Source organism: Paenibacillus albicereus (genome assembly GCF_012676905.1).
GTDB lineage: Bacteria > Bacillota > Bacilli > Paenibacillales > Paenibacillaceae > Paenibacillus_O > Paenibacillus_O albicereus.
The window spans coordinates 4,410,091-4,433,462 of record NZ_CP051428.1 but is presented as its reverse complement, the minus strand read 5'-3'; the positions used below and the strand labels follow the sequence as shown (position 1 = coordinate 4,433,462).

General features: G+C 67.4%; 13 protein-coding genes and 1 riboswitch. Of the genes, 11 read left to right on the top strand and 2 right to left on the bottom strand.

Translation table 11 applies throughout. The features are described 5' to 3' along the window. Window positions 1-225: 225 nt before the first annotated feature. Window positions 226-1,908: a DUF11 domain-containing protein gene (locus HGI30_RS19920; RefSeq protein WP_168909113.1), complete on the bottom strand. Its 1,683-nt coding sequence runs from the start codon at window positions 1,906-1,908 to the stop codon at window positions 226-228. Then, window positions 1,908-8,621: a DUF7507 domain-containing protein gene (locus HGI30_RS19915; protein WP_407945047.1), complete on the bottom strand. Its 6,714-nt coding sequence runs from the start codon at window positions 8,619-8,621 to the stop codon at window positions 1,908-1,910. The genes HGI30_RS19920 and HGI30_RS19915 overlap by 1 nt, the downstream gene beginning before the upstream one ends. 188 nt (window positions 8,622-8,809) lie before the next feature. On the opposite strand from HGI30_RS19915, the gene HGI30_RS19910 reads away from it, so the two are divergent. The 11 genes from HGI30_RS19910 to purN all read left to right on the top strand — a co-directional run bounded on the left by HGI30_RS19910 (window position 8,810) and on the right by purN (window position 22,672). Further along, entirely contained in the window at window positions 8,810-9,379 is a 570-nt protein-coding gene (locus HGI30_RS19910) for a nitroreductase family protein (RefSeq protein ID WP_168909111.1), read from the top strand. A 418-nt stretch (window positions 9,380-9,797) separates the two neighbouring features. Then, window positions 9,798-9,897: riboswitch (purine riboswitch) on the top strand. A gap of 187 nt (window positions 9,898-10,084) precedes the next feature. Beyond that, the gene (purE, locus tag HGI30_RS19905) at window positions 10,085-10,573 is read left to right on the top strand and encodes a 5-(carboxyamino)imidazole ribonucleotide mutase (protein ID WP_168909110.1); all 489 of its coding nucleotides are present in this window, start codon (window positions 10,085-10,087) and stop codon (window positions 10,571-10,573) included. Next, a complete protein-coding gene (gene purK / locus HGI30_RS19900; RefSeq protein ID WP_168909109.1) occupies window positions 10,570-11,802 on the top strand; it encodes a 5-(carboxyamino)imidazole ribonucleotide synthase in 1,233 nt (410 codons plus the stop codon). Before purE ends, purK begins: the two co-directional genes overlap by 4 nt. A gap of 49 nt (window positions 11,803-11,851) precedes the next feature. Then, complete coding sequence (gene purB / locus HGI30_RS19895; RefSeq protein WP_168909108.1) at window positions 11,852-13,147, top strand: adenylosuccinate lyase; 1,296 nt, start codon at window positions 11,852-11,854, stop codon at window positions 13,145-13,147. A 357-nt stretch (window positions 13,148-13,504) separates the two neighbouring features. Continuing rightward, entirely contained in the window at window positions 13,505-14,404 is a 900-nt protein-coding gene (locus HGI30_RS19890; RefSeq protein WP_168909107.1) for a phosphoribosylaminoimidazolesuccinocarboxamide synthase, read from the top strand. Window positions 14,405-15,814: 1,410 nt separating this feature from the next. Next, entirely contained in the window at window positions 15,815-16,057 is a 243-nt protein-coding gene (gene purS / locus HGI30_RS19885; protein WP_028598681.1) for a phosphoribosylformylglycinamidine synthase subunit PurS, read from the top strand. A 4-nt stretch (window positions 16,058-16,061) separates the two neighbouring features. Beyond that, window positions 16,062-16,757 (top strand): phosphoribosylformylglycinamidine synthase subunit PurQ, encoded by a 696-nt coding sequence (gene purQ, locus HGI30_RS19880; RefSeq protein ID WP_168909106.1) that lies wholly within the window; start codon window positions 16,062-16,064, stop codon window positions 16,755-16,757. Next, window positions 16,735-18,984 carry a phosphoribosylformylglycinamidine synthase subunit PurL gene (purL, locus tag HGI30_RS19875; RefSeq protein ID WP_168909105.1) on the top strand — a complete coding sequence of 750 codons (2,250 nt, stop codon included), beginning with the start codon at window positions 16,735-16,737 and terminating at the stop codon, window positions 18,982-18,984. Before purQ ends, purL begins: the two co-directional genes overlap by 23 nt. Beyond that, window positions 18,969-20,594, top strand: coding sequence for an amidophosphoribosyltransferase (purF, locus tag HGI30_RS19870; RefSeq protein ID WP_235680209.1), 1,626 nt, complete (start codon window positions 18,969-18,971; stop codon window positions 20,592-20,594). Before purL ends, purF begins: the two co-directional genes overlap by 16 nt. A gap of 168 nt (window positions 20,595-20,762) precedes the next feature. Continuing rightward, window positions 20,763-21,806, top strand: coding sequence for a phosphoribosylformylglycinamidine cyclo-ligase (purM, locus tag HGI30_RS19865; RefSeq protein WP_168909104.1), 1,044 nt, complete (start codon window positions 20,763-20,765; stop codon window positions 21,804-21,806). Window positions 21,807-22,030: 224 nt separating this feature from the next. Further along, complete coding sequence (purN, locus tag HGI30_RS19860; protein WP_235680464.1) at window positions 22,031-22,672, top strand: phosphoribosylglycinamide formyltransferase; 642 nt, start codon at window positions 22,031-22,033, stop codon at window positions 22,670-22,672. Window positions 22,673-23,372 lie beyond the last annotated feature (700 nt).

Here is a 23,372-nt window from a genome sequence, read left to right as displayed (position 1 = left end):
TAGGAGCGGCTGTGTCTGGACGTGATTCATTAATCCGTATCGGAGGCTGACGGGGCGCGCTTCATTAATCTGTGTCGGAGCTTACGGGGCGCGCTTCATCGACCAGTTCCAGGTCGAAGCTGCCAGCCGAGGCGGGTGCCTCCCCAGCAGCCGCCACCCCAGCAGCCGCCACCCCAGCAACCGCCACCCCAGCAATCGCCACCTCGGCAGCCACCTCCCCGCCCCTCACTCCTGCTGCGAAACGATCCGCACCCGGTAGCGCGGAGCCAGCGCGACGCCGCGGTAGACGCGCCCCTCCAGCTCGTAGCTCCAGCTGAGCGCGGCGGTGCCGACGAGCTCGCTGCCGCTGAAGTCGGCCGCGACGCGGCCGTCGTACCGCACCCGGCGCACGCTGCCCGGAAGCAGCAGGCCGAGCGGCAGGCCTGCGGCCAGCACGGCGGCCGGTTCGCCGTCGAGCCGCAATGTCTCGGGCAGCAGCTGCAGCCCTTCGGGCACGAAGCCCGAGAGGAAGCCCTCGGCGGGCTGGCTGCCGATCGCGTGGATCGCGATCTCGATGCCCACCGTCTCGCCGGGCTCGCTGACGGTCCGATCCGCCGCCGCCGCGACGCGGAAAGCCGCTGCCGTCACGACGGTCAGCGCCGGCCCGGCTGCGACCTCGCTCTCGACCGGCCGGCCTGCCCCCGCGCTGAAGCGGACGACAGCGCCGTTGCGCACCGCGAGCGGCTCGGAAGCGGGCTGCCCCTGGAGCGGCAGCACCTCCGCCCGGTAGAATGCCGTGACCGGAGCGCCCGGCGCGACGAAGCCGAGCGCAAGCCCGCTATCCAGGCTGCCGGCGGCTGCCGGCGGAGCTTCGCCGTTCACCCGCAGGCTGCCAGCCAAATATCTCAGCCCGGGCGGCAGCGGATCGACCAGCACGGCGTAAAGCGGCGGTCCGGACGGCACGCTCGCCGTCACGACATAGCTGAGAATGTCGCCGGGCGAAGCCTGATGGGCGTCGACCCGCTTCGCCGCTTCGGGCGGGTCCGGCGGATTGGGCGGCACGACCGTCAGGAGGGCCGGGTTGGACGGGACGGCAGCCGGCTCCCCGTCCGCCGTCACATACTCCACCGATGCGGAGGCGAGCTGGCCGGAGGCGGCGGACGAGTCGACGCGTACGGCGAACGACAGCCCGATCTCCGAGCCAGGTGCGAGCTCCCCGACGAAGATGCCGGCGAGCGGATCGGCGTCCGTCAGCCGGACGCCGTTCAGAGTGACGCTGCCGGGGATGAACGCCACGCCCGAAGGCAGTGAGAAGCGGGCGAGGATGCCCGTCGCGGCGGAGCTGCCGGCGTTGACGATCCGCAAGACGTACTCTGCGGTTGCGCCGACAGCGACGAGTGCAGGCCCGACCGTCAGATACGCGGCCAGCGCGGCCGAGCGCACGGGAATCGAGAGCGACGCCGGCTCCGCGCCGATCGCCAGCACCCGTCCGCCCGGCGTCCGGAACGTCGCCGAGCCCCAGGCTTCGTTCACGAGCGCGCCTCCCGGCACGGGGCCGGTGACCAGCGTTTGAAACCGGAACGAGGCGCTGCCGCCGGGCTCCAGCAGGCCGAGGTAGATGCCCTGCGCCGGATCGGCGCCGGGCAGCAGGCCACCGCCAAGGACGACGCTGCCGGGGACGAAGACGGCGCCCGGCGGGATGCTCGCGCCGGCCGTCAGCTCGCCGGCGAGATTGCCTTCGTTGAAGGCGGTCACCGTGTAGGTCACGATGCCGCCTACGGCCGCCTCCGCCGCGGACGCGGTCAGCTGCAGCCGGATGCGCGGCCCCGCGACGAACGTGATGACCGTATTGGAGTAAGCGGCGGAGCTGACGACGCCGGCCTGGAAGCGGACGGTCGACTGGTTGTGCAGCGGTTCGAGCGGCGACATCAAGTGTTTACCGCGGTCACCGTCACCTGGAACGTAACGGTGACCGTCGTGCCGGCGGCGATCGTGCCGACCGCGATGCCGGACGCCGGGCTGGCGGCGGGCTGCGCGGCGCCGTTCACGGTGACGCTGCCGGGCACGAACGCGGCCCCGGCCGGCACGGGGTCGACGAGCACGACGTTGTCGACCGGCGAGATGCCGCTGTTCGTCACGGTCATCGTGTAGGTGAGCGTATCGCCCACGACGGCGTCGATCGCCGAGGCGCTTTTCACGACCGTGACATCCGGCGAGGAGACCGGGATGACGAGCGTGTTGGACAGGACGCTCTGCGTCAAGGTACGGCCGTCGGGCGGGCTGAACGTGAACGAGCCGGTCGCCTGGTTGCTGAGCAGCTGCGGATTCGGCAGCGAGGTGACGTTGACTTGCAGCGAAAGGACGATGACGGCGCTCGCTCCCGGCGCGAGCACGCCCGCCGCGATGCCGGCCGTCGGATCGGCGCCCGGCTGCGGCACGCCGTTGACGAGTACGCTGTTCGGCACGAAGTCGGAGCCGGTCGGCGGGCTGTCGAACACGGTCAGGCTGGCAGGGTAGTTGCCCGTATTGGTCGCCGTCACGAAGTAGGTGACCGTGTCTCCGACCGTCGCCTGCGTCCGGTCCGCCGATTTGACGAGCGAGAGGATCGGCTGGTAGACGGGCGTGATGACCGGATTCGAAATCGAGCTGCCGGCAAAAGCTCCGGAAGTGAAGGCGGCCGAAGCGCTGTTGGTCAGGCTCGGCGGCGTCGGCAGCCCGCTGACGACCACGCTGAAGGCGACGGCGACCGAGCCGCCCGGCGCGATCGTGCCGACCGCGATGCCGGTGGCGGGATTGGCGGTCGGCAGCGAGGCGCCGCCGACGGTGACGCTGCCGGGCACGAACGAGCTGCCGGGCGGCACCGTGTCCGACAGCACGACGTTCGCGACGTTCTCGATGCCGCTGTTGCTCACGAGCGCGGTATAGACCAGCGTGTCGCCGACGACGGCGTCGTCGGCGCTGACGCTTTTGACGACCTGCACGTTCGGCGAGCTGACCGGGATCGTCACCGTATTGCTGACCGCGCTGCCGGTCAGCGTGCGCGAGTCAGGCAGCGTATAGGCGAAAGCGGCCGTCGCCTGGTTGGCGAGCTGCTGGCCGGCGGGCAGCGACTCGATCACCACGGAGAACATGACGCTGACCGGCGTGCCGTTCACGACGCCGGCCGGGATGCCGGTCGCCGGGTCGGCTCCGGCCACCGGCGAGCCGCCGACGATGACGCTGTTCGGCACGAAGGCCGTGCCTGTCGGGATGACGTCGAACACCGTGACGCTCGCGCCGTAATTCCCGGTATTGCTCAGTATGACCGTGTACACGACCGTATCGCCGACCGTCGCGTTGGCAGTGCCGGCCGACTTGACGGCTGCGATGATCGGCTGATAGACCGGCGTGACGACCGTGTTCGAAAAGGCTGCTCCCGAAAACGTGCCGGTCGTGAAGCTGGCCGAAGCCGTATTGGAGATCTGCGCCGGGTTCGGCAGCGAGACGACCTGGAGCGAGAAGGTGACGGTAGCGCTCGCGCCTGGCGCGAGATCGGGCACAGGAGCTCCCGCTGCGGGGTTGGCGGCCGGATTCGCGATGCCGTTCACCGCATAGCTGCCGGCCACGAAGGCGGTGCCGGGCGGCAGCGGATCGGTGAGCACGATGCTGCTCAGCGTCGTCGCGCCGCTGTTCGTCAGCACGATCGTGTACGGAATGACGTCGCCGACGGACGCTGCGGCCAGTCCGGCGCTCGCCGTCAGCGTCAGATTGGGCGCCGATACCGGGATCGGCAGCAGGTTGGAGCTCGTGCTGCCGGTCAGCGTGCGCCCGCTCGGCAGCGTGAAGCTGTAGGCGGCCTGCGCTTGGTTGGTGATGACCTGCGGCACGGGCAGCGAGACGATGTTGTACGAGAACGAGACGGCCACGCTCTGTCCGGGCGCGACGACGCCCGCGGCGATGCCGGCGCTCGGGTCCGCGCCCGGCTGGGGAACGCCGCCGACGATGACGCTGTTCGGGACGAATGCCGTGCCGGGAGGGACCGGGTCGGTCACCGTCGCCAGCGCGGCGTAGTTGCCGCTGTTCGTCAGCGTGACCGTATAGCTGATCGTATCGCCGAGCGTCGCGCTCGTTGTCGACGACGTCTTGACGGCGGCCAGGCTCGGCTGATAGACCGGCGTCGAGACGAGAGCGGACAGCGCGGAGGCGGCGAGGGCGCCGGAAGTGAAGGCGACGGACGCCTGGTTGCCGACCGTGCCCCCCGGCGGCACGCTGGTCACCGTCACGCTGAACGCGACCGTGGCGCCCGCGCCGGGCGCGAGCGTGCCGAGCTGGATGCCGGCCGCGGGGGCGGCGGCGACCGGAATGCCGTTCACCGTGACGCTGTCCGCCACGAGCGCCGTTCCTGCCGGAAGCGGGTCGGTGAGGACGACGTTGTTGACCGGGTCGATGCCGGCGTTGGTGACGGCGATGCTGTAGGGAATCGTATCGCCGACGGCGGCGTCCGCCGCGGTCGTCGACTTGACGATGGACACGTTGGGAGGCGAGACGGAGACGCTCACCGAGTTGGACACAGCCGTCCCGCCCAGCGTGCGGCCGTCCGGCGGCGTGAACGAATACGTCGCCGAGGCCTGGTTGACATATACCTGCGGGCTCGGCAGCGTCGTCGCGGCCAGCGAGAACGTCACCGTCACGCTCGAGCCGGGCAGGACGTTGCCGATGTTGAACGGAGCGGCCGTCGGGTCGACGCCGGGCAGCGGCACGCCGTCTGCAGCCAGGCTGTTGGGCACGAAGCTCATGCCGGCGGGCAGCGTGTCGGCCAGCGAGACGTTGCCGGCCAGGTTGCCGCTGTTCGTCACGACGATGCTGTAGGCGACCGTATCGCCGAGCGTGACGGCCGCGCGGCTCGCCGACTTGACGAGCGAGAGCTGCGGCTGCGTGACCGGCGTCGTGGTCACATTGGATGCCGACGTGCCGGAGAAGCTGCCGGAGGTAAAGCTGACCGTCGACTGGTTGTTGATCTGAGATGGGATGGCCATCGTTACGTTCACCTCGAATTGGACCGCGGCCGAAGCCCCCGGTGCCAGAGTGCCGAGCGGAATGCCGGAGGAAGGCGATGCGGCGGGGAGCGCGGTCCCCGATACGATAACGCTGCCGGGTACAAAAGCGGTGCCGGCCGGCAAGCTGTCTGCCAGCACGACTCCGTTCACCGGCGAGGCGCCGTTGTTCGTGACGATCACGGTGTAGACGAGCGTGTCTCCGACGACGGCCACGCTCTGGTTGAAGCTGGCGACGGCCGTCACGCTCGGCGAGGAGACCGGCAGCGTCACCGTGTTCGAAGCGGCCGTGCCGATGACCAGGCGGCCGCCGGGAAGCGTGAAGGAATAGCTGCCGCTCGCCGAGTTGCTCGCTGTCTGCGGCGACGGCAGCGAGACGACGTTCGCGACGAACGCGACGGTGACGGAGGCGCCAGGGGCGATCGCCGCCAGGTCGATGCCGGCTCCCGGATCGAGCCCGGGGTTGGGCGCTCCGTTCAAGGTGACGGTATTGACGACGAAGACGAGGCCGGCGGGCAGGATGTCCTTGACGGTGAACGGGGCGGCCGCGTTGCCGCTGTTGCGGATGACGAGCGTATAGGTGAACGAGTCCCCGACCGTAAGCGAGGCCGAGCTGGCCGACTTGACGATGGAAAAGACCGGCTGGACGACGGGCACCGACACGGCGTTCGAGACGGAGGCGCCGGCGAAAGCGCCGGAGGCGAAGGCGGCCTTCGCCTGGTTGGCCACGGAGCCGGAGGACGGGATGGCGTTCACGGACGCCTGGAAGACGATCGTCGCCCCGCCCCCGGAGGCGATCGTGCCGAGCGTGATGCCGGTATTCGGATTGGCCGACGGCTGGGCGATCCCGTTTACGGTGACGCTGCCGGAGACGAAGCCGAGCTCTGCCGGCAGCGGATCGGAGACGATGACGTTCTGGATGGGCGAGCCGCCGCTGTTGAACAAGGCGATCGTATAAGCGATCGTATCGCCGACGGCGGCGGCCGTGGCGCTCGCGCCTTTTGTCAGCGTGACGTTGGGCGACGAGGCCGGCAGCGTGACGGTATTCGACGAGGCGCTCCCGCTCAGGCTGCGTCCGCTCGGCAGCGTGTAGCTGTAGGTGGCCGAAGCCTGGTTGGCCAGCTGCGGCGGAGACGGCAGCGAGGCGAGCGTCAGCTGGAACGTGACCGCTCTCGAGCTTCCCGCCGCGATCGTGCCGGCATTGATGCCGGTCACGGGGCTGGCGCCCGGCGCGGGCACGCCGCCGATCGTGACGCTGCCCGGCACGAAGGTCGAGCCGGCCGGGATCGGATCGGTGATCGTGACGGCGGCGGCGATGTTGCCGCTGTTCGCGGCGGTGACGGTGTACGTGACGGTATCTCCGACGACGACCGCGGCGGCGGAAGCCGTTTTGGTCAAGGAGATGACGGGTTGGTAGACCGGCGTCACGGCGAGGTTGGACAGCGACTGCCCGGTCGCCGTGCCGGAGCTGTACGAGGCAGCCGCCTGGTTGGAGAGGCTGCCGCCGGCGGGCACGGATTGAGCCGTCACTTGGAACGCGACGGCGACGGAAGCGCCGGCGGCGATCGTCCCGACCGCGATGCCCGCGCCGGGAATCGCGGTCGGCCGCGCCGCGCCGCCGACCGTGACGCTGCCCGTGACGAAGGCGGTCCCGGACGGCGCGGGATCGGTGAGCACGACATTCGTCAGGGCCGTTCCGCCGCTGTTCGTAATGACGCTCGTGTACGTCATCGTTTCCCCGACGGCCAGATCGGTCGTGCTGGCCGTTTTGGCGACGCTCACGCTCGGCAGGCTGACGGGAATGGCGACCGTGTTCGAAGCGGCGGAGCCGGACAGCGTCCGGCCGTCCGGCGGCTGGTACGTATAGGCGGCAGTCGCTTGGTCGACGAGCTGCGGCGGCGTGGGCAGGCTGTTCACGTTCACCTGGAACGTGATCGTCGAGCTGCCGCCGGCGGCGATGCTGCCGATGGCGACGCCCGCCGCCGGGTTCGCGCCTGCGATTGCCGTTCCGTTTACCCGGAAGCTGCCCGTCACGAAGCTGCTGCCGGACGGGATGTTGTCGGTCAGCGTGACGGCCGCGGCGATGCTGCCGCTGTTGGCGGCGACGATCGTATAGGTGACGGTGTCGCCTACGGTCGCGGCCGCGGCGCTGGCCGACTTGGCGAGCGACAGGACGGGCGCGTACACCGGCGTCGACACCGTGTTGGAGGGGATGACGGCAGTGATCGTGCTGCCCCCGGCGATGCTGACGAACGAGAACGAGGCGCTGGCCGTGTTGTTCAGCTGCGGCGGACTCGGCAGCGCGGTGACGGTCGCCCGGTACGTCGCCGTGACGCTCGTGCCGAATGTCAGCGTGCCGATCGCCACGCCGCTGCGGATGTCGGCGGTCGGGAGCGCGGTCCCGCCGACCGTCACGCTGCCGGCGACAAAGCTGAGTCCGGCGGGCAGCGGATCGGTGAGGACGACGTTCGTCACGTTGGCGGTGCCGCTGTTCGTCATGACGACGGTGTAGGTGAGCGTATCGCCGATGGCGGCGCCGGCCGCGCTCGCGCTCTTGGTGACGGTGACGCTCGGCGAGTTGATGTTGATCTGGATGCCGCTGGCGTTCAGGATGTAGGCATCCCCGGAGGTCGTGAGCGTCAGGACGGCGCTCGTCTGGCTGTTGACGAGGCGGGCGCTGATGTCGACGTTGGTGATGTCCCAGCCTTGGCGGCCGCCGACGATGTTGGTGCCGGGCGCGCCGTTGGTCTGGTTGCGCGTCCCGAACGTGCCGCTCGTATTGAGCAGTCCGGCGTCGTTGTTGATCTGCGAGGCGAAAAAGTTCGCGGCCAGGTTGTTCGGCCCCGACAGGGCGACGAGCGAGGAGGCGGTCGGGCCGAATAGCGCCTGGTCGCCGGTCCGGTTGGCGTCGCCCTCCTGGGAGCTGAACAGCGCGCGGGCTCCGAGGGCCCCGGATACGGGCGTGGCGAAGCCGGTGATCGTCGTCGTCGTCGATCCGGTCGTCGTGACGAGCACCGAGCCGACCCGCAGCGACATATTGCGCAGCGGCAAAGAGGCGTTGCTGTAAAGGACCGCCAGCGTCCAGCCGCAATGGTTGGCCGTCGAGTCCCCGTTCACGACGATCGTGCCGACGGCGCCGCCGGTCGTATAGGTGCCGGCTCCTCCAGCCTGCACGAGCGGGGTGACGTTGGCGGTCCTTACGTACGCCAGCACGCCGGTGCCGAGCGCGATGCCGGTCTGGGCCGTGACGCTGTCCGGCGAGACGGTGCTGGCGCCGACGGGCGTCGTGAAGGTGACGGGGTTGTTGATCGCCGACGTCAGGTTGACGCTGCCGTTGACATACGTGCCGCCCCAGATGAGCTCCGCATACAGGACGGTGCTGCCTGCGGGCAGGACGAGCACGGCTGCCGAGCTGTTCAGCGTGTAGTTGTCGGTCGTGCCGGCCGGGTAGCTGCCGAATTGAAGCGCGGTATTCGTCGTCGTGAATGCGCCGATGCTGTCCTGCGTGCCGGGCACGCCGACCGTGTCGGAACGGCTGAGGCCCAGCGTATTGCCCGTGAACGTCATGGCGCCTGCTGCATTGAAGATGGCTCGAACGAGCAATGGGATGGTCATCACCGCCTTGCGGTAAAGTCGAAGCCGACGTTCAAGTTTATGCCGCAGGGATGGACATTTTGTTTAACTGCTTAATTATTTGCTTGGTCTAAGCTTTCCCCGGATCGTCCGGACCGTTATAATAGAAGAAGCAATGTCCGAGTGCATGATCCGGACCTGACTTTGCAGAGGAGGGGAAGCGGATGGAGCTGCAGCAAGCGATCCGGCAGCGGAGAAGCGTCGGCAAGGTGCTGGATCTGCCGGTGGAGAAGGAGAAGATCGAGCGCATCCTGGAATCGGCGGTGTGGGCGCCTAATCATCACCATACGGAGCCATGGAAGTTTTTCGTCATGACGGGCGAGGGGCGGCGCGTGCTGGGGCGAGCTTATGCCAACGCGGCGCTGGAGTCGCTGGACGGACTGGAAGCCGGGGAAAAGGAATCGCGGCTGTCGCGCGAGGAAGCGAAAGCGATGCGCGCTCCTGTCGTCATCGCCGTGGCCTGCTCGCCCTCGACGAACCCCCGAGTCATCCGCTCGGAGGAGCTCGCGGCCGTGCATTGCGCCGTGCAGAACATGCTGCTGACGGCCTGCGAGGAAGGGCTCGGGGCTGTCTGGCGCAGCGGCGAGCCGATGCAGCACCCGTCCATGAAGTCGGCGTTCGGGCTCAAGGACGGGGAGGAACTGGTCGGCTTCGTCTACCTCGGCTATCCGGGCATGAACGTCCCGGAGGGTCGGCGCATCGCCGCCAAGGACAAGACGTTCTGGATGTCCTGAGGCGCCGGGATGTTCGGAATCGGACGCCGACCGAGCGATCCGGTGTGAGCTAATCTCACATTCCTGCGAGCGGGGATGTTCGGGTTTAAGACGATGGAAGCCAATCTGACCTAAGGGCCAGGTTGGCTTTTTTCGTTCCTATTCCAGGTGCCGCACGCCTTGCTTATCGCCGGAAGCGCTTCCTTTTCCTGAACAGCCCCCGCTCGAAGGGGCGCTGCTGCGGAATGGGTCACGTTTGGTCCCAAAGCATTAAAAGCGAACTATTGTGAGATTTTAAGTATTTAACGTTCGCCTTTTCTGGTTGACAGTACCGGGGCGGATTGGTACACTAGGAAGGCGAAGCGGGCAGCCGGGTTTGGCTTGCCTCGCCGATGTCGAATCTTGGAATGGGGCAAGCGGAGCGAGCGGCGTCCGACTTGTCCGATAATCGCATACTCCTCGTATATCTTCGGGAATCGGCCCGAACGTTTCTACCCGGCGACCGGAATCGCCGGACTACGGGAAGAACCGGAGCCCCGTCATGGCGCTTCGGGCAGAGCGGCGCTGCCGCCTGGCTCGCATGTTGCGGCGTCGGGCTTGCGCGCCGTTCCGCGATCCCGCAGGCTGGACGGCCTTCCGTACCCTCTCCCGACAGAGGCCGGAGCGCCTTTCGTTCCGCGGGATTTTTTTGTACCTCCATATAACAGGCGAAGGCGGGATGATGAGATGGGTGCAAGCGTAGGCGTCATCATGGGCAGCAAGTCGGATTGGGAGACGATGAAGCTCGCATGCGAGGTGCTGGACGAGCTCGGCATCGCCTACGAGAAGCGGGTCGTGTCCGCCCACCGGACGCCGGATCTGATGTTCGACTATGCCTCGAGCGCCGCCGGGCGCGGACTCAAGGTCATCATCGCGGGAGCCGGCGGAGCGGCCCATCTGCCCGGAATGGTCGCGTCCAAGACGCCTCTTCCGGTCATTGGCGTGCCCGTCAAGTCATCGTCGCTGAGCGGCCTCGACTCGCTGCTCTCGATCGTGCAGATGCCGGCCGGCATCCCGGTCGCCACGGTGGCGATCGGCGCGGCGGGCGGCGCCAATGCCGGCCTGCTGGCCGCCCAGATGCTGGGCGCCTTCGACCCGGACGTGCAGGCGCGCGTCCAGGCGCGGCGGGACGCGATCCGCGAGCAGGTGCTCGCGAGCGGCGAGGAGCTGCTGTGAGCGCGGCCGGCAACAAGGATGCGGCGCTCGGTCCGGGCGGAGCGGCCGTCGCGCCCGATCAGGCGCGCGTCGTACGACCCGGCGCGACGGTCGGCGTGCTCGGCGGCGGCCAGCTCGGCCGCATGCTGGCGCTCGCCGGCAGCGCGATGGGCTACCGCTTCGTCGCGCTCGATCCGGCCGAGGACGGGCCTGCCGCCCAGGTCGGCGGCAGCATCACCGCGGCCTACGACGACCGCGCGGCGGCGCGGGAGCTGGCGGAGCGCTGCGACGTCATCACGTATGAGTTCGAGAACGTCGACGCCGGCGTCGCCGCGATGCTGATGGAGCAGTCGTACGTGCCGCAGGGCAGCGAGCTGCTTTACACGACGCAGCATCGCCTCCGCGAGAAGCGCGCCGTCGAGGCGGCGGGAGCGCGGGTCGCTCCCTATGCGGAGATCCGCAGCGAGGACGAGCTGCGCGAGGCGACGGCCCGGCTCGGGCTGCCGGCCGTGCTCAAGACGGCGACCGGCGGCTACGACGGCAAGGGCCAGTGGGTCATCCGCAGCGAGGAGGAAATTCCCGCCGCTTACGCGGAGCTGTCGCGGACGGGCGCCGATCTCGTGCTGGAGCAGTTCATCCGCTTCGCTAAGGAGCTGTCCGTCATCGCGGCGCGCAGCTCGCTCGGCGAGGTGCGCGTGTTCCCCCCGGCGGAGAACGTCCATGTGGACAATATCCTCCACCTGTCCATCGTGCCGGCCCGGGTCGCCCCCGAGGTGCTCGCCGAGGCGGAGCGGCTCGCGCTGCGCATCGTCGAGGGGCTAGGCGCGGTCGGCCTCGTCGCGGTCGAGCTGTTCCTGACGGAGGACGGCGGGCTGTACGTCAACGAGCTCGCGCCGCGCCCGCACAACAGCGGGCATTATACGATGGAGGCTTGCCGGACTTCGCAGTTCGAGCAGCATGTGCGGGCCGTCTGCGGCTTGCCGCTCGGCGATCCGTCGCTCCTGAGCCCGGTCGTCATGGTCAACCTGCTCGGCCAGCATGTCGAGCCGGCGGTCGCCCGGCTGAGCGCGCCGGACGGCGAGGCGGAGCGCCTCGGCGTCGCGCCCAAGCTGCATCTGTACGGCAAGGCGGAGGCCAAGCCGGGCCGCAAGATGGGCCATGTGAACGTGCTGGCGCCGGATGCGGACGCCGCGCTCGCCTGGATTCAGGGAACCGGCATCTGGCAGGCGGAGAACGACGCGATACGATAAAATGGAACATAGAGGTTTTCAATAACTAGGCAAAGGTGTGGATTCTGCAATGTTGGAGCGTTACAGCAGGCCCGAGATGCGGGCGATCTGGACGGAAGAGAATAAGTTCAAGGCTTGGCTGGAAGTGGAGATCTGCGCGTGCGAGGCTTGGGCCGAGCTCGGCGTCATCCCCCAGGAGGACGTTGCCGCGCTGCGCGAGAAGGCCGGGTTCGACATCGACCGGATCAGCGAGATCGAGCTGGAGACGCGCCATGACGTCATCGCCTTCACGCGCGCGGTATCCGAGACGCTCGGACCGGAGCGCAAGTGGGTGCACTACGGCCTGACCTCGACCGATGTCGTCGACACGGCCATGGGCTACCTGCTGCGCCAGGCCAACGAGATTCTTGAGCGCGACGTGACGAACTTCATCGAAATCCTGCGCGGCCAGGCCGTCGCCTACAAGGATACGGTCATGATGGGCCGCACGCACGGCGTGCATGCCGAGCCGACGACGTTCGGCCTCAAGCTGGCGCTCTGGCACGAGGAGATGAAGCGCAACCTGGAGCGCTTCCGCCATGCCGCGGACGGCGTCCAGTACGGCAAGATTTCCGGCGCGGTCGGCACGTATGCCAACATCGATCCGTTCGTCGAGGAGTTCGTCTGCCGCAAGCTCGGCACGAAGCCGGCGCCGATCAGCACGCAGACGCTGCAGCGCGACCGCCACGCCGAGTACATGGCGACGCTGGCGCTGATCGCCACCTCGCTGGACAAGTTCGCCACCGAGATCCGCGCGCTGCAAAAGAGCGAGTTCCGCGAGGTCGAGGAGCCGTTCGCCAAGGGCCAGAAGGGCTCGTCGGCGATGCCGCACAAGCGCAACCCGATCGGCTGCGAGAACATCTCCGGCCTGGCGCGCGTCATCCGCGGCCATATGGTCAGCGCCTACGAGAACGTGCCGCTCTGGCATGAGCGCGACATCAGCCATTCCTCCGTGGAGCGCATCATCCTGCCGGACGCGACGATGCTGCTCAACTACATGCTGAACCGCCTCGGCAACATCCTCAAGAACCTGCAGGTGTTCCCGGACAACATGAAGCGCAACATGGGCCGCACGTTCGGCGTGCCGTTCTCCGGCCGCGTCATGACGATGCTGATCGACAAGGGCTTCAGCCGCGAGCAGGCGTACGACACCGTGCAGCCGCGCGCGATGCAGGCGTGGGAGGAGCAACGCCAGTTCCGCGACATCATCGCCCAGACGCCGGAGATCACGGCCGCGCTGAGCGAGCAGGAGATCGACGACGCGTTCAACCCGAGCTGGCATCTGAAGCATGTCGACACGATCTTCCGCCGGCTGGAGCTGATCTAGGGAAGCTTTTGCAGCTGGGGGCGTCGCTGCAAGGAGGGGGCCACAGCCCGCCAGCGCCGCTGCGCGGACGGAGCCTCTCTCCGATTCCGCTGAAGCCCAGGTTCCTCGGATCTTCCTTCCCCGAGCAGGAATCCGGCATTCAAGGCGCTTCTCCAAGAGGATTCCGTCCTCTCCGCTCTCAGCGGGCCGAGAGGCTCCATCCGATCGCGGCAAGCACCGCTCGCTCGCAGGAATCATCCGTTCGAGCGCTCGCAGGCTCGCTCGCGACGAAGCTGCTTTTCAGGTCAGCATCAGCAGGCCTGGTCGGTGGACGAATCGTTTTGCTTCATCTATCTCGCAATGGCAGGAGGAGCTATCATGGCCGCAGCAACGACGGCGCTATCGACGGCCGCGGACCTCATCGAGGCGCCGCTGCTCTATAAAGGAAAAGTCCGCGAGCTCTACGATCTCGGAGAGCAGTACCTGATCGTCGTCACCGACCGCATCAGCGCGTTCGACTACGTGCTCGATCCGCCCGTGCCGGACAAGGGCAACGTGCTCAACCGGCTGAGCGCGTACTGGTTCGAGCAGACGGCGGCCCTTCAGCCCAACCATGTCGTCCACACGGCCGTGGAGCTGCTCGGTGACCTCGTCCAGGACAAGGACGCGCTGCGCAGCCGTATCATGGTGACGCGCAAGGCGGAGCGGATCGACATCGAATGCGTCGTGCGCGGCTACATCACCGGCGGCGGCTGGCGTCAATATGCGGCGACCGGCCAGATCAACGGCATCCCGCTGCCGGAGGGGCTGCGCAAGAACGAGCGCTTCCCGCGGCCGATCTTCACCCCGGCGGCCAAAAACGACGTCGGCCATGACGAGGACATCCCGTTCTCGCGCATGGAAGAGCTGGTCGGCGCGGACGTCGCGGCCGAGCTGCGCGACCGCAGCATCCGGCTGTACGAATTCGCGCATGCGCGCTGCCTGGAGCAAGGCATCCTGCTGGCCGACTGCAAGTTCGAGTTCGGGCTCGTCGACGGCGAGATCATCCTGATCGACGAGATCTTTACGCCGGACAGCTCGCGCTTCTGGGCGCAGGACAAGTACGAGCTCGACATCGAGATCGACAGCATGGACAAAGAGCCGGTGCGCACGTATCTGCTCGGCTCCGACTGGGACCGGGACAGCAAGCCCGCCCCGCTGCCGGAGCCGGTCGTCGCCGCGACGACCGCTCGCTATCGCGCCATCTACCGCGCCATTGTCGGCGAAGAGCTGAGCTGACCGCACGCCCGTGCGTTGCGCGGAAAAATCGAGCAGCACGGCACCGACAGGCGGTCGGGCAGGAGAGTTGCACGGAAAAACCGAGCAGCTCGGGATCGACTGGCGGTCGGACAGGAGAGTTGCGCGGAAAAACCGAGCAGCTCGGTACCGACAGGCGGTCGGACAGGAGAGTTGCGTCGAAAAACCGAGCAGCTCGGGATTGACAGGCGGTCGGACAGGAGAGTTGCGCGGAAAAACCGAGCAGCTCGGTACCGACAGGCGGTCGGACAGGGAAATGCGCGGAAAAACCGAGCAGCTCGGGATCGACAGTACGTGCAACCGGCAGGTGTTAAGTCGAGAAAATCGAGTTACTGGGCTTCGGGGTGTGCATCCGGCAGGCGTTAAGTCGAAAAAATCGAGTTACTGGGCTTCGGGGAGTGCATCCGGCAGGCGTTAAGTCGAAAAAATCGAGTTACTGGGCTTCGAGGTGTGCATCCGGCAGGGATTAAGTCGAAAAAATCGAGTTACTGGGCTTTGGGGTGTGCATCCGGCAGGCATTAAGTCGAAAAAATCGAGTTACGGGGCTACGAGGAGTGCATCCGGCAGGCATTAAGTCGAAAAAATCGAGTTACTAGGCTTCGGGGAGTGCATCCGGCAGGGATTAAGTCGAGAAAATCGAGTTACTGGGCTTCAAGGTGTGGGTCCGGCAGGCGTTAAGTCGAAATAATCGAGTTACTGGGCTTCGGGGTGTGCATCCGGCAGGCGTTAAGTCGAAAAAATCGAGTTACTGGGCTTCGAGGTGTGCAATCGGCAGGCATTAAGTCGAAAAAATCGAGTTACTGGGCTTCGAGGTGTGCAACCGGCAGGCGTTAAGTCGAAAAAATCGAGTTACTGGGCTTCGAGGTGTGGGTCCGGCAGGCGTTAAGTCGAAAAAATCGAGTTACTGGGCTTCGGGGAGTGGGTCAAGACGGCTTTAAGTCGAAAAAATCGAGCTGGTCGGCTTGGAGCAGGGAGCGGAGGGGACGGAGCCTCTTGTAGAAGCGGCAGCGGTTCCCTTGAAGGCCGGATTCCTTCCATTTCGGAACGGGAGATCAGAGGAATCTGGGCTTCAGCGGAATCGGAAAGAGGTTCCGTCCGCGGAGCGGCGAAGGCCCGGGGCGACTGCTATCGCTGCCCGAGAGCGGCCAAGGCCGGCGCCTCGTCCCTCGCGGCGGTTGTACTCTACTCGTCCCTGCCCGCCTAGCCGCTCGTCCCTGCCCGCCTAGCCGCTCGTCCCTGGCCCGCCTAGCCGCTCGTCCCTGGACCGCCTAGCCGCTCAGCCCTGCCCGCCTAGCCGCTCGTCCCTGCTCGCAGCCGTTCACCCGACAAACAGTCAGCCCCACGAACATTCAACCGCCTTGATAATCAATCCACTCATGAGGAGTTGCCACGATGAAAGCAACCGTATACGTGACGATCAAGCAAAACGTGCTCGACCCGCAAGGAACGGCCGTGCAGGGAGCCCTGCACAGCATGGGCTTCGCGGAAGTGGACAAGGTCCGCATCGGCAAGTACCTGGAGCTGACCCTGGACACGACGGACCGCGCCGAGGCCGAGGAGCGCGTGCGCGCCATGTGCGAGAAGCTGCTGGCCAACACGGTCGTGGAAGACTACCGCTTCGAGCTGGAGGGCTGATCGGATGAAGTTCGCCGTCATCGTTTTCCCCGGATCGAACTGCGACATCGACTGCTACAAGGCGGTCGAAGAGACGATCGGGCAGTCCGTCGACTACGTCTGGCATACGGCCACCGATCTCTCCGCCTACGACGCGATCCTCGTGCCGGGCGGCTTCTCCTACGGCGACTATCTGCGCTGCGGCGCGATCGCCCGCTTCGCTCCGGTCATGGCCGAGGTCGTCAAGGCGGCCGAGGCCGGCAAGTACGTGCTGGGCATCTGCAACGGCTTCCAGATCCTGACCGAGGCCGGCCTGCTGCCGGGCGCGCTGCTGCGCAACCGCGACCTCAAGTTCCTTTGCCACCCGTCGCCGCTCGAGGTCGTCAACGCCTCGACGCCGTTCACGAACCAGTACCGCCAGGGCGAGGTCATCTCGATTCCGATCGCCCACGGCGAAGGCAACTACTACTGCGACGACGAGACGCTGGCGCGGCTGCAGCAGAACAACCAGATCGTGTTCCGCTACGCGAATGGCGGCAACCCGAACGGCTCGGTCCACGACATCGCCGGCATCTGCAGCGAGCGCGGCAACGTCGTCGGCATGATGCCGCATCCCGAGCGGGCGGTCAGCCAGCTGCTCGGCTCCGAGGACGGCAAGCGGATGTTCACATCGATTTTGAACGCATGGAGGGAACAGCATGACGCAGCAGTCAACAGCTAAGGCGTTGGAACCGACGGCGGAGCAGATCGCCGAGCAGAAGATCTACCAGCAGTTCGGCGTGACGGACCACGAGTACGAGCTCATCTGCGGCTTCATGGGCCGGCAGCCCAACTATACCGAGATCGGCGTCTTCAGCGTCATGTGGTCGGAGCACTGCTCCTACAAGAACTCCAAGCCGATCCTCAAGAAGTTCCCGATCACCGGCCCGAAAGTGCTCATGGGACCGGGCGAGGGCGCGGGCATCGTCGACATCGGCGATAACCAGGCGGTCGTGTTCAAGATCGAGTCGCACAACCATCCGTCCGCGGTCGAGCCTTACCAGGGCGCGGCGACGGGCGTCGGCGGCATCATCCGCGACATCTTCTCGATGGGGGCGCGTCCGGTCGCGCTGCTCAACAGCCTGCGCTTCGGCCGGCTGGAGAGCGACCGCGTCAAGTACCTGTTCGAGCATGTCGTCGGCGGCATCGCCGGCTACGGCAACTGCATCGGCATCCCGACGGTCGCGGGCGAGGTCATGTTCGACGAGAGCTACGAGGGCAACCCGCTCGTCAACGCGATGTGCGTCGGCCTGATCGACCACGACAAGATCCAGCGCGGCGTCGCCATGGGCGTCGGCAACCCCGTGTTCTACGTCGGTCCGGCGACCGGCCGCGACGGCATCCACGGCGCGACGTTCGCATCGGTCGAGCTGTCCGAGGAGTCCGAGGAGAAGCGCACGGCCGTGCAGGTCGGCGATCCCTTCATGGAAAAGCTCGTCATGGAATCGACGCTCGAGCTGATCGACTCCGGCATCGTGCTCGGCATCCAGGACATGGGCGCGGCGGGCCTGACCTGCTCCAGCGCCGAGATGGCGTCCAAGGCCGGCAACGGCCTCGAGCTGTACCTCGACGAGGTGCCGCAGCGCGAGGAAGGCATGACGCCGTACGAGATGATGCTGTCCGAGTCGCAGGAGCGCATGCTGTTCGTCGTCGCGCCGGAGCATGAGGCGCAGGCGCGCGAGATTTTCGAACGCTGGGGCGTCATCTGCGCCAAGGTCGGCAAGGTGACCGACGACGGCCGCCTGCGGCTGTTCCACCAAGGCGAGCAGGTCGCCGACATGCCGGTCAAGGCGCTCGTGGACGAGTGCCCGGTGTACAGCAAGCCTTCGCAGGAGCCGGCCTCCTACGCGGCGAGCGCGTCGATCGACACGGCGGCTTTCGAGGAGATCACGGACCTGACGGGCGCGCTCAAGGACGTGCTGGGCTCCCCGACGGTCGCGAGCAAGGAGTGGGTATACCGGCAGTACGACTACATGGTGCGTACGGGCACCGCGGTGCCTCCCGGCTCGGACGCGGCCGTCGTGCTCGTGCCGGGCACGCGCAAGGCGCTGGCGATGACGACCGACTGCAACGGCCGCTACGTCTACCTCGACCCCGAGGTCGGCGGCGCGATCGCGGTCGCCGAAGCGGCGCGCAACATCGTCTGCTCCGGCGCGCAGCCGCTGGCGATCACGGACAACCTCAACTTCGGCAGTCCGGAGAAGCCGGAGGTGTTCTGGCAGCTCGAAAAATCGGCCGACGGCATGAGCGAGGCTTGCCGCGTGCTGGAGACGCCGGTCATCGGCGGCAACGTCAGCCTGTACAACGAGAACGCCAAAGGCGCGATCTACCCGACGCCGGTCATCGGCATGGTCGGCCTGATCGACGACATCGACTTCATCACGACGCAGGAGTTCAAGCGGGCGGGAGACTCCGTCATCCTGATCGGCGAGACCCGCGCCGAGTTCGGCGGCAGCGAGCTGCAACAGGTGCGCGGCGGCAAGGCGGAGGGACGTCCTCCGGCGCTGGACCTGGCGGTCGAAAAGACGCTGCTGGACGCGGTCCAGGCGGCGATCCGCGCCGGCCTCGTCGCTTCTGCGCATGACCTGTCCGAGGGCGGGCTGGCGACGGCGCTGGCGGAGGCGAGCTTCGGCCGCGGCCTCGGCGCGAGAGTAGACGTGGCGACGGACCTGCGTCCGGACCATGCGCTGTTCAGCGAGTCGCAGTCGCGCATCCTGCTGAGCGCGTCGCCGGAGCGCAAGGGCGAGCTGCTGGCGCTGCTGGCGGAGCGCGGCGTCCCGCATGCGGAGATCGGCACGGTCGGCGGAGAGGAGCTGGACATCCGCGTGAACGGCAAGCCGGGCGTGAAGGCCGCGGTCGCCGAGCTGCGGAGCGTGTGGAAGGAAGCGATCCCATGCCGGATGAAATAAGGCTGGCGGTCCAGCCCGGCTCCCGCTGGGGCGAGGGCGCGGACAGCGCCCCCGTCCTCCGCGCGGACGGCACGGCGGCTGCCGGCGAGGCGCCGCCGGCGCTTGCCGACGGCGGCCGTTATGCCGTCGCCGGCTCCGAGGAGCTGCGCGCGGTGTCGCGCGCCTGGGAGGACGCCCACTACAACGCGGGCATCGGCCGCGACGATATTTTCGACAAGCTCAAGGAGGAATGCGGCGTGTTCGGCGTGTTCGGCACGCCGGACGCCTCGTCGCTGTCGTACTACGGCCTGCATGCGCTGCAGCATCGCGGCGAGGAAAGCTCGGGCGTCTGCACGGTGGACAGCGCGACCGGAGGCTTCGCCTACCATCGCGGCATGGGCCTCGTCAAGGAAGTGTTCACGACCGACATCCTCGCCTCGCTGCCGGGCGACCGCGCGATCGGGCATGTGCGCTACTCGACGTCCGGCGCGAGCCAGCTCGGCAACGCGCAGCCGCTCGTGTTCAAGTACCGCGACGGCGACCTCGCCGTGGCGACCAACGGCAACATCGTCAACGCGCCTTCGATCCGCCGCGAGCTGGAGGGCATGGGCTCGATCTTCCAGACGACGAGCGACACGGAGGTCATCGCGCATCTGATCGCGCGCTCGCCCAAGGACTTCGTGAGCGCGGCCCGAGACGCGCTGCGGCGTATCGTCGGCGGCTTCGCCTTCCTCATCATGACCAACGAGCGGCTGCTCGTCGCTTCCGACACGAACGGCCTGCGTCCGCTCGTCATGGGACGGCTCGGCGACGGCTACGTGTTCGCCTCCGAGACCTGCGCGTTCGAGACGATCGGCGCGGAGTACGTGCGCGACGTGCAGCCGGGCGAGCTGCTCATCCTCGACGCGGACGGCCTGCACGAGGACCGGTTCGACCAGGAAGAGCGCCGCGCCAGCTGCGCGATGGAATACATCTACTTCGCCCGGCCGGACAGCGACATCAACGAGGTCAACATCCATACGGCGCGCAAGCAGATGGGCCGCCGCCTCGCGGTCGAGGCGTTCGTGGACGCCGACATCGTCGTCGGCGTGCCGGACTCCAGCATCAGCGCGGCCATCGGCTACGCCGAGCAGACGGGCATCCCGTACGAGATGGGGCTCATCAAGAACAAGTATTCCGGCCGCACGTTCATCCAGCCGTCGCAGGAGCTGCGCGAGAAGGGCGTCAAGATGAAGCTGTCGGCCGTGCGCAAGATCGTGCAGGGCAAGCGCGTCGTCATGATCGACGACTCCATCGTGCGCGGCACGACGAGCCTGCGCATCGTCAACATGCTGCGCGAGGCCGGCGCGGCCGAGGTGCATGTGCGCATCAGCTCGCCGCCGTTCGCCAATCCGTGCTACTACGGCATCGACACGCCGGACCGGCGCGAGCTGATCGCCTCGTCCAAGACGGTCGAGGAGATCCGCGAGGCGATCAACGCCGACTCGCTCTACTTCCTGAGCGCCGAGGGGCTCATCGAGTCCGCCTCGGTGCCGGGCGACAGCAAGGGCGGCGGCCTGTGCCTCGCCTGCTTCAACAACGACTACCCGACCCCGGTCGACGAAAGCTCGGACAAGAGCTGCAGCTGCTAGAGGCGGCAGCGGGGGAGCCAGACCACACTCTACGGATCGAGCGTTCGAGGTTCGGGAGCAGCCGCTTGACAGCGATGTCCGGCGGGCCGCAGCATCCATCGCATTGCAGGGCCGCGCGCGGCGTCCGCGCCGGGCGGTCCCTACCATTTTGCAGGGAGTGACAGGAGAATGGCAGAGGCATACAAGCAAGCCGGCGTCGACATCGCGGCGGGCAACGAAGCGGTCGAGCGCATGAAGAAGCACGTGAAGAGGACGATCCGTCCGGAGGTGCTCGGCGGGCTGGGCGGCTTCGGCGGCCTGTTCAGCCTGGACAAGAACAAGTACGAGGAGCCGGTGCTTGTTTCGGGCACGGACGGAGTCGGCACGAAGCTCATGCTCGCCTTTGCCATGGACAAGCATGACACGATCGGCATCGACGCCGTCGCCATGTGCGTCAACGACATCATCGTGCAGGGCGCGGAGCCGCTGTTCTTCCTCGACTACCTGGCGACGGGCAAGGTCGAGCCGGAGAAGATCGAGCAGATCGTGGCCGGCATCGCCGAAGGCTGCGTGCAGGCGGGCTGCGCCCTGATCGGCGGCGAGACGGCCGAGATGCCTGGCATGTACACGCCGGAGGAATACGACATCGGCGGCTTCACGGTCGGCGTCGTCGACCGCGCCAAGATGATCGACGGCAGCACGATCGCTCCCGGCGACGCGGTCATCGGCCTGGCGTCGAGCGGCATCCACAGCAACGGCTACTCGCTCGTGCGGCGCCTGCTGCTGGAGCAGGCCGGCTACGGCCTGCAGGACGAGCTGGCGGAGCTCGGCGGCAAGCGCCTCGGCGACGTGCTGCTGGAGCCGACGCGCATCTACGTCAAGCCGGCGCTGGAGCTGATCGCCAAGGTGCGGGTGAAGGGCATGGCCCACATCACCGGCGGCGGCTTCATCGAGAACATCCCGCGCGTGCTGCCGGAAGGCGTGAACGTCGAGGTGGACTGCGGCAGCTGGCCGATCCAGCCGATCTTCAAGCTGCTCCAGGACAAAGGCTCCATCACGAACCGCGACATGTTCACGACGTTCAACATGGGCATCGGCCTCGTCGTCGTCGTGCCGCCGGACGAGGCGGAGGCGGCGCTTGCCGCGCTCGCGGAGCTAGGCGAGGCGGCGTACCGCATCGGCACCGTTACGGAGGGCAGCCGCATCGTCACCTTCACCGGGGCGGACGTCTGATGGCCGAGCAGCCGCTGAGCGTCGATCTGGAGGGCGCAGGCCGGACGGGCGGGCCGCGCCGAGACGAGCAGGCGGACGGACATCTCCGCAGCGGGCAGCGGCTCGGCCAGCCGGCGGACGGACATCCCGGCGGTGGCCAGCGGTTCGGCGAGCAGGCGGATGGACATGTCCGCAGCGGGCAGCGTCTCGGCCAGCCAGCTCACGTTGGCCGTCCCGAGGGGCAGCTGCGCATCGCCATCTTCGCCTCCGGCCAGGGCAGCAATTTCCAGGCGCTGGCGGACGCGGCGGCGGACGGGAAGCTCGGAGGCTCCATCGAGCTTCTCGTCTGCGACCGTGCGGAGGCGCCCGTCGTGGAGCGGGCGCGCCGCAGCGGAATCGACACCTGGGTGTTCGACTCGTCGGCGTACGCTTCGCGCGAAGCGTACGAAGGCGAGATCCTCGCCGAGCTGGAGCGCCGCGGCGTCGGCCTCGTCGTGCTGGCGGGCTACATGCGCATCCTGACGCCGGTGCTCGTCGACGCCTTTGCAGGGCGGATGATCAACATCCATCCGTCGCTGCTGCCGGCTTTCCCCGGCATGCATGCGATCCGGCAGGCGCTGAACTACGGCGTCAAGGTGACTGGCGTCACGATCCACTTCGTCGACGGCGGCCTCGACAGCGGGCCGATCATCGCGCAGCGGGCGCTGGAGATCGACGAGGGCGAGAGCGAGGCCTCGCTCGCCGAGCGCATCCATGCCGCCGAGAACGTGCTCTACCCGTGGGCGGTGCGCGGCTTCGCCGAGGGACGGATCTCGCTCGACGGCCGCCGCGTGCTCGTCTCTTCCGGCGCAGGAGCCGGACCGGACGATGATCCGGCGGACAAGTAAGAAGTCCGCGAAGGGGTCCGGACTGCCTTGAGCGCGCCGGGATGACCCGGATGCGCCGCATGAAGGAGTCCGGACTACCTTGAGCGCGCCGGGATGACCCGGAAGTGCCGTATGAAGGGGTCCGGACTGACTTGAGCGCGCCGGGATGACCCGGATGCGCCGCAAGAAGGGGTCCGGACTACCTTGAGCGTGCCGGGATGACCCGGATGCGCCGCGCGAAGGGGTCCGGACTACCTTGAGCGCGTCGGGATGACCCGGAAGCGCTGTATGAAGGGGTCCGGACTGACTTGAGCGCGCCGGGATGCCCCGGATGCGCCGCAAGAAGGGGTCCGGACTTCCTTGAGCGCGCCGGGATGACCCGGAAGCGCTGTATGAAGGAGTCCGGACTACCTTGAGCGCGCCGGGATGACCCGGATGCGCCGCAAGAAGGAGTCCGGACTACCTTGAGCGCGCCGGGTTATCCTGACAGCCGCGCGTGAAGTCTTTCCTTCGCAAGCGGTGGAGCGGAGGGGACGGAATCCTTCTGGAGAAGCGGGAGCGTTACCCTTGAAGGCCGGATTCCTCCCTTTTTGAATAGGGAGATTCAGAGGAATCTGGGCTTCAGCGGTATCGGAAGAAGGTTCCGTCCGCGGAGCGGGTACGCAGCGGCCAGCACGAATTCACCGCGCAGCGGGCCAGCACGGGATCACCGCGCAGCGGC

Bases quoted from the DNA above. Each gene is read 5' to 3' on its own strand.
- HGI30_RS19920 (WP_168909113.1), bottom strand. From the start codon at position 1,908: ATGTCGCCGCTCGAACCGCTGCACAACCAGTCGACCGTCCGCTTCCAG.
- HGI30_RS19910 (WP_168909111.1), top strand. From the start codon at position 8,810: ATGGAGCTGCAGCAAGCGATCCGGCAGCGGAGAAGCGTCGGCAAGGTG.
- purE (WP_168909110.1), top strand. From the start codon at position 10,085: ATGGGTGCAAGCGTAGGCGTCATCATGGGCAGCAAGTCGGATTGGGAG.
- purB (WP_168909108.1), top strand. From the start codon at position 11,852: ATGTTGGAGCGTTACAGCAGGCCCGAGATGCGGGCGATCTGGACGGAA.
- HGI30_RS19890 (WP_168909107.1), top strand. From the start codon at position 13,505: ATGGCCGCAGCAACGACGGCGCTATCGACGGCCGCGGACCTCATCGAG.
- purS (WP_028598681.1), top strand. From the start codon at position 15,815: ATGAAAGCAACCGTATACGTGACGATCAAGCAAAACGTGCTCGACCCG.
- purQ (WP_168909106.1), top strand. From the start codon at position 16,062: ATGAAGTTCGCCGTCATCGTTTTCCCCGGATCGAACTGCGACATCGAC.
- purL (WP_168909105.1), top strand. From the start codon at position 16,735: ATGACGCAGCAGTCAACAGCTAAGGCGTTGGAACCGACGGCGGAGCAG.
- purF (WP_235680209.1), top strand. From the start codon at position 18,969: ATGCCGGATGAAATAAGGCTGGCGGTCCAGCCCGGCTCCCGCTGGGGC.
- purM (WP_168909104.1), top strand. From the start codon at position 20,763: ATGGCAGAGGCATACAAGCAAGCCGGCGTCGACATCGCGGCGGGCAAC.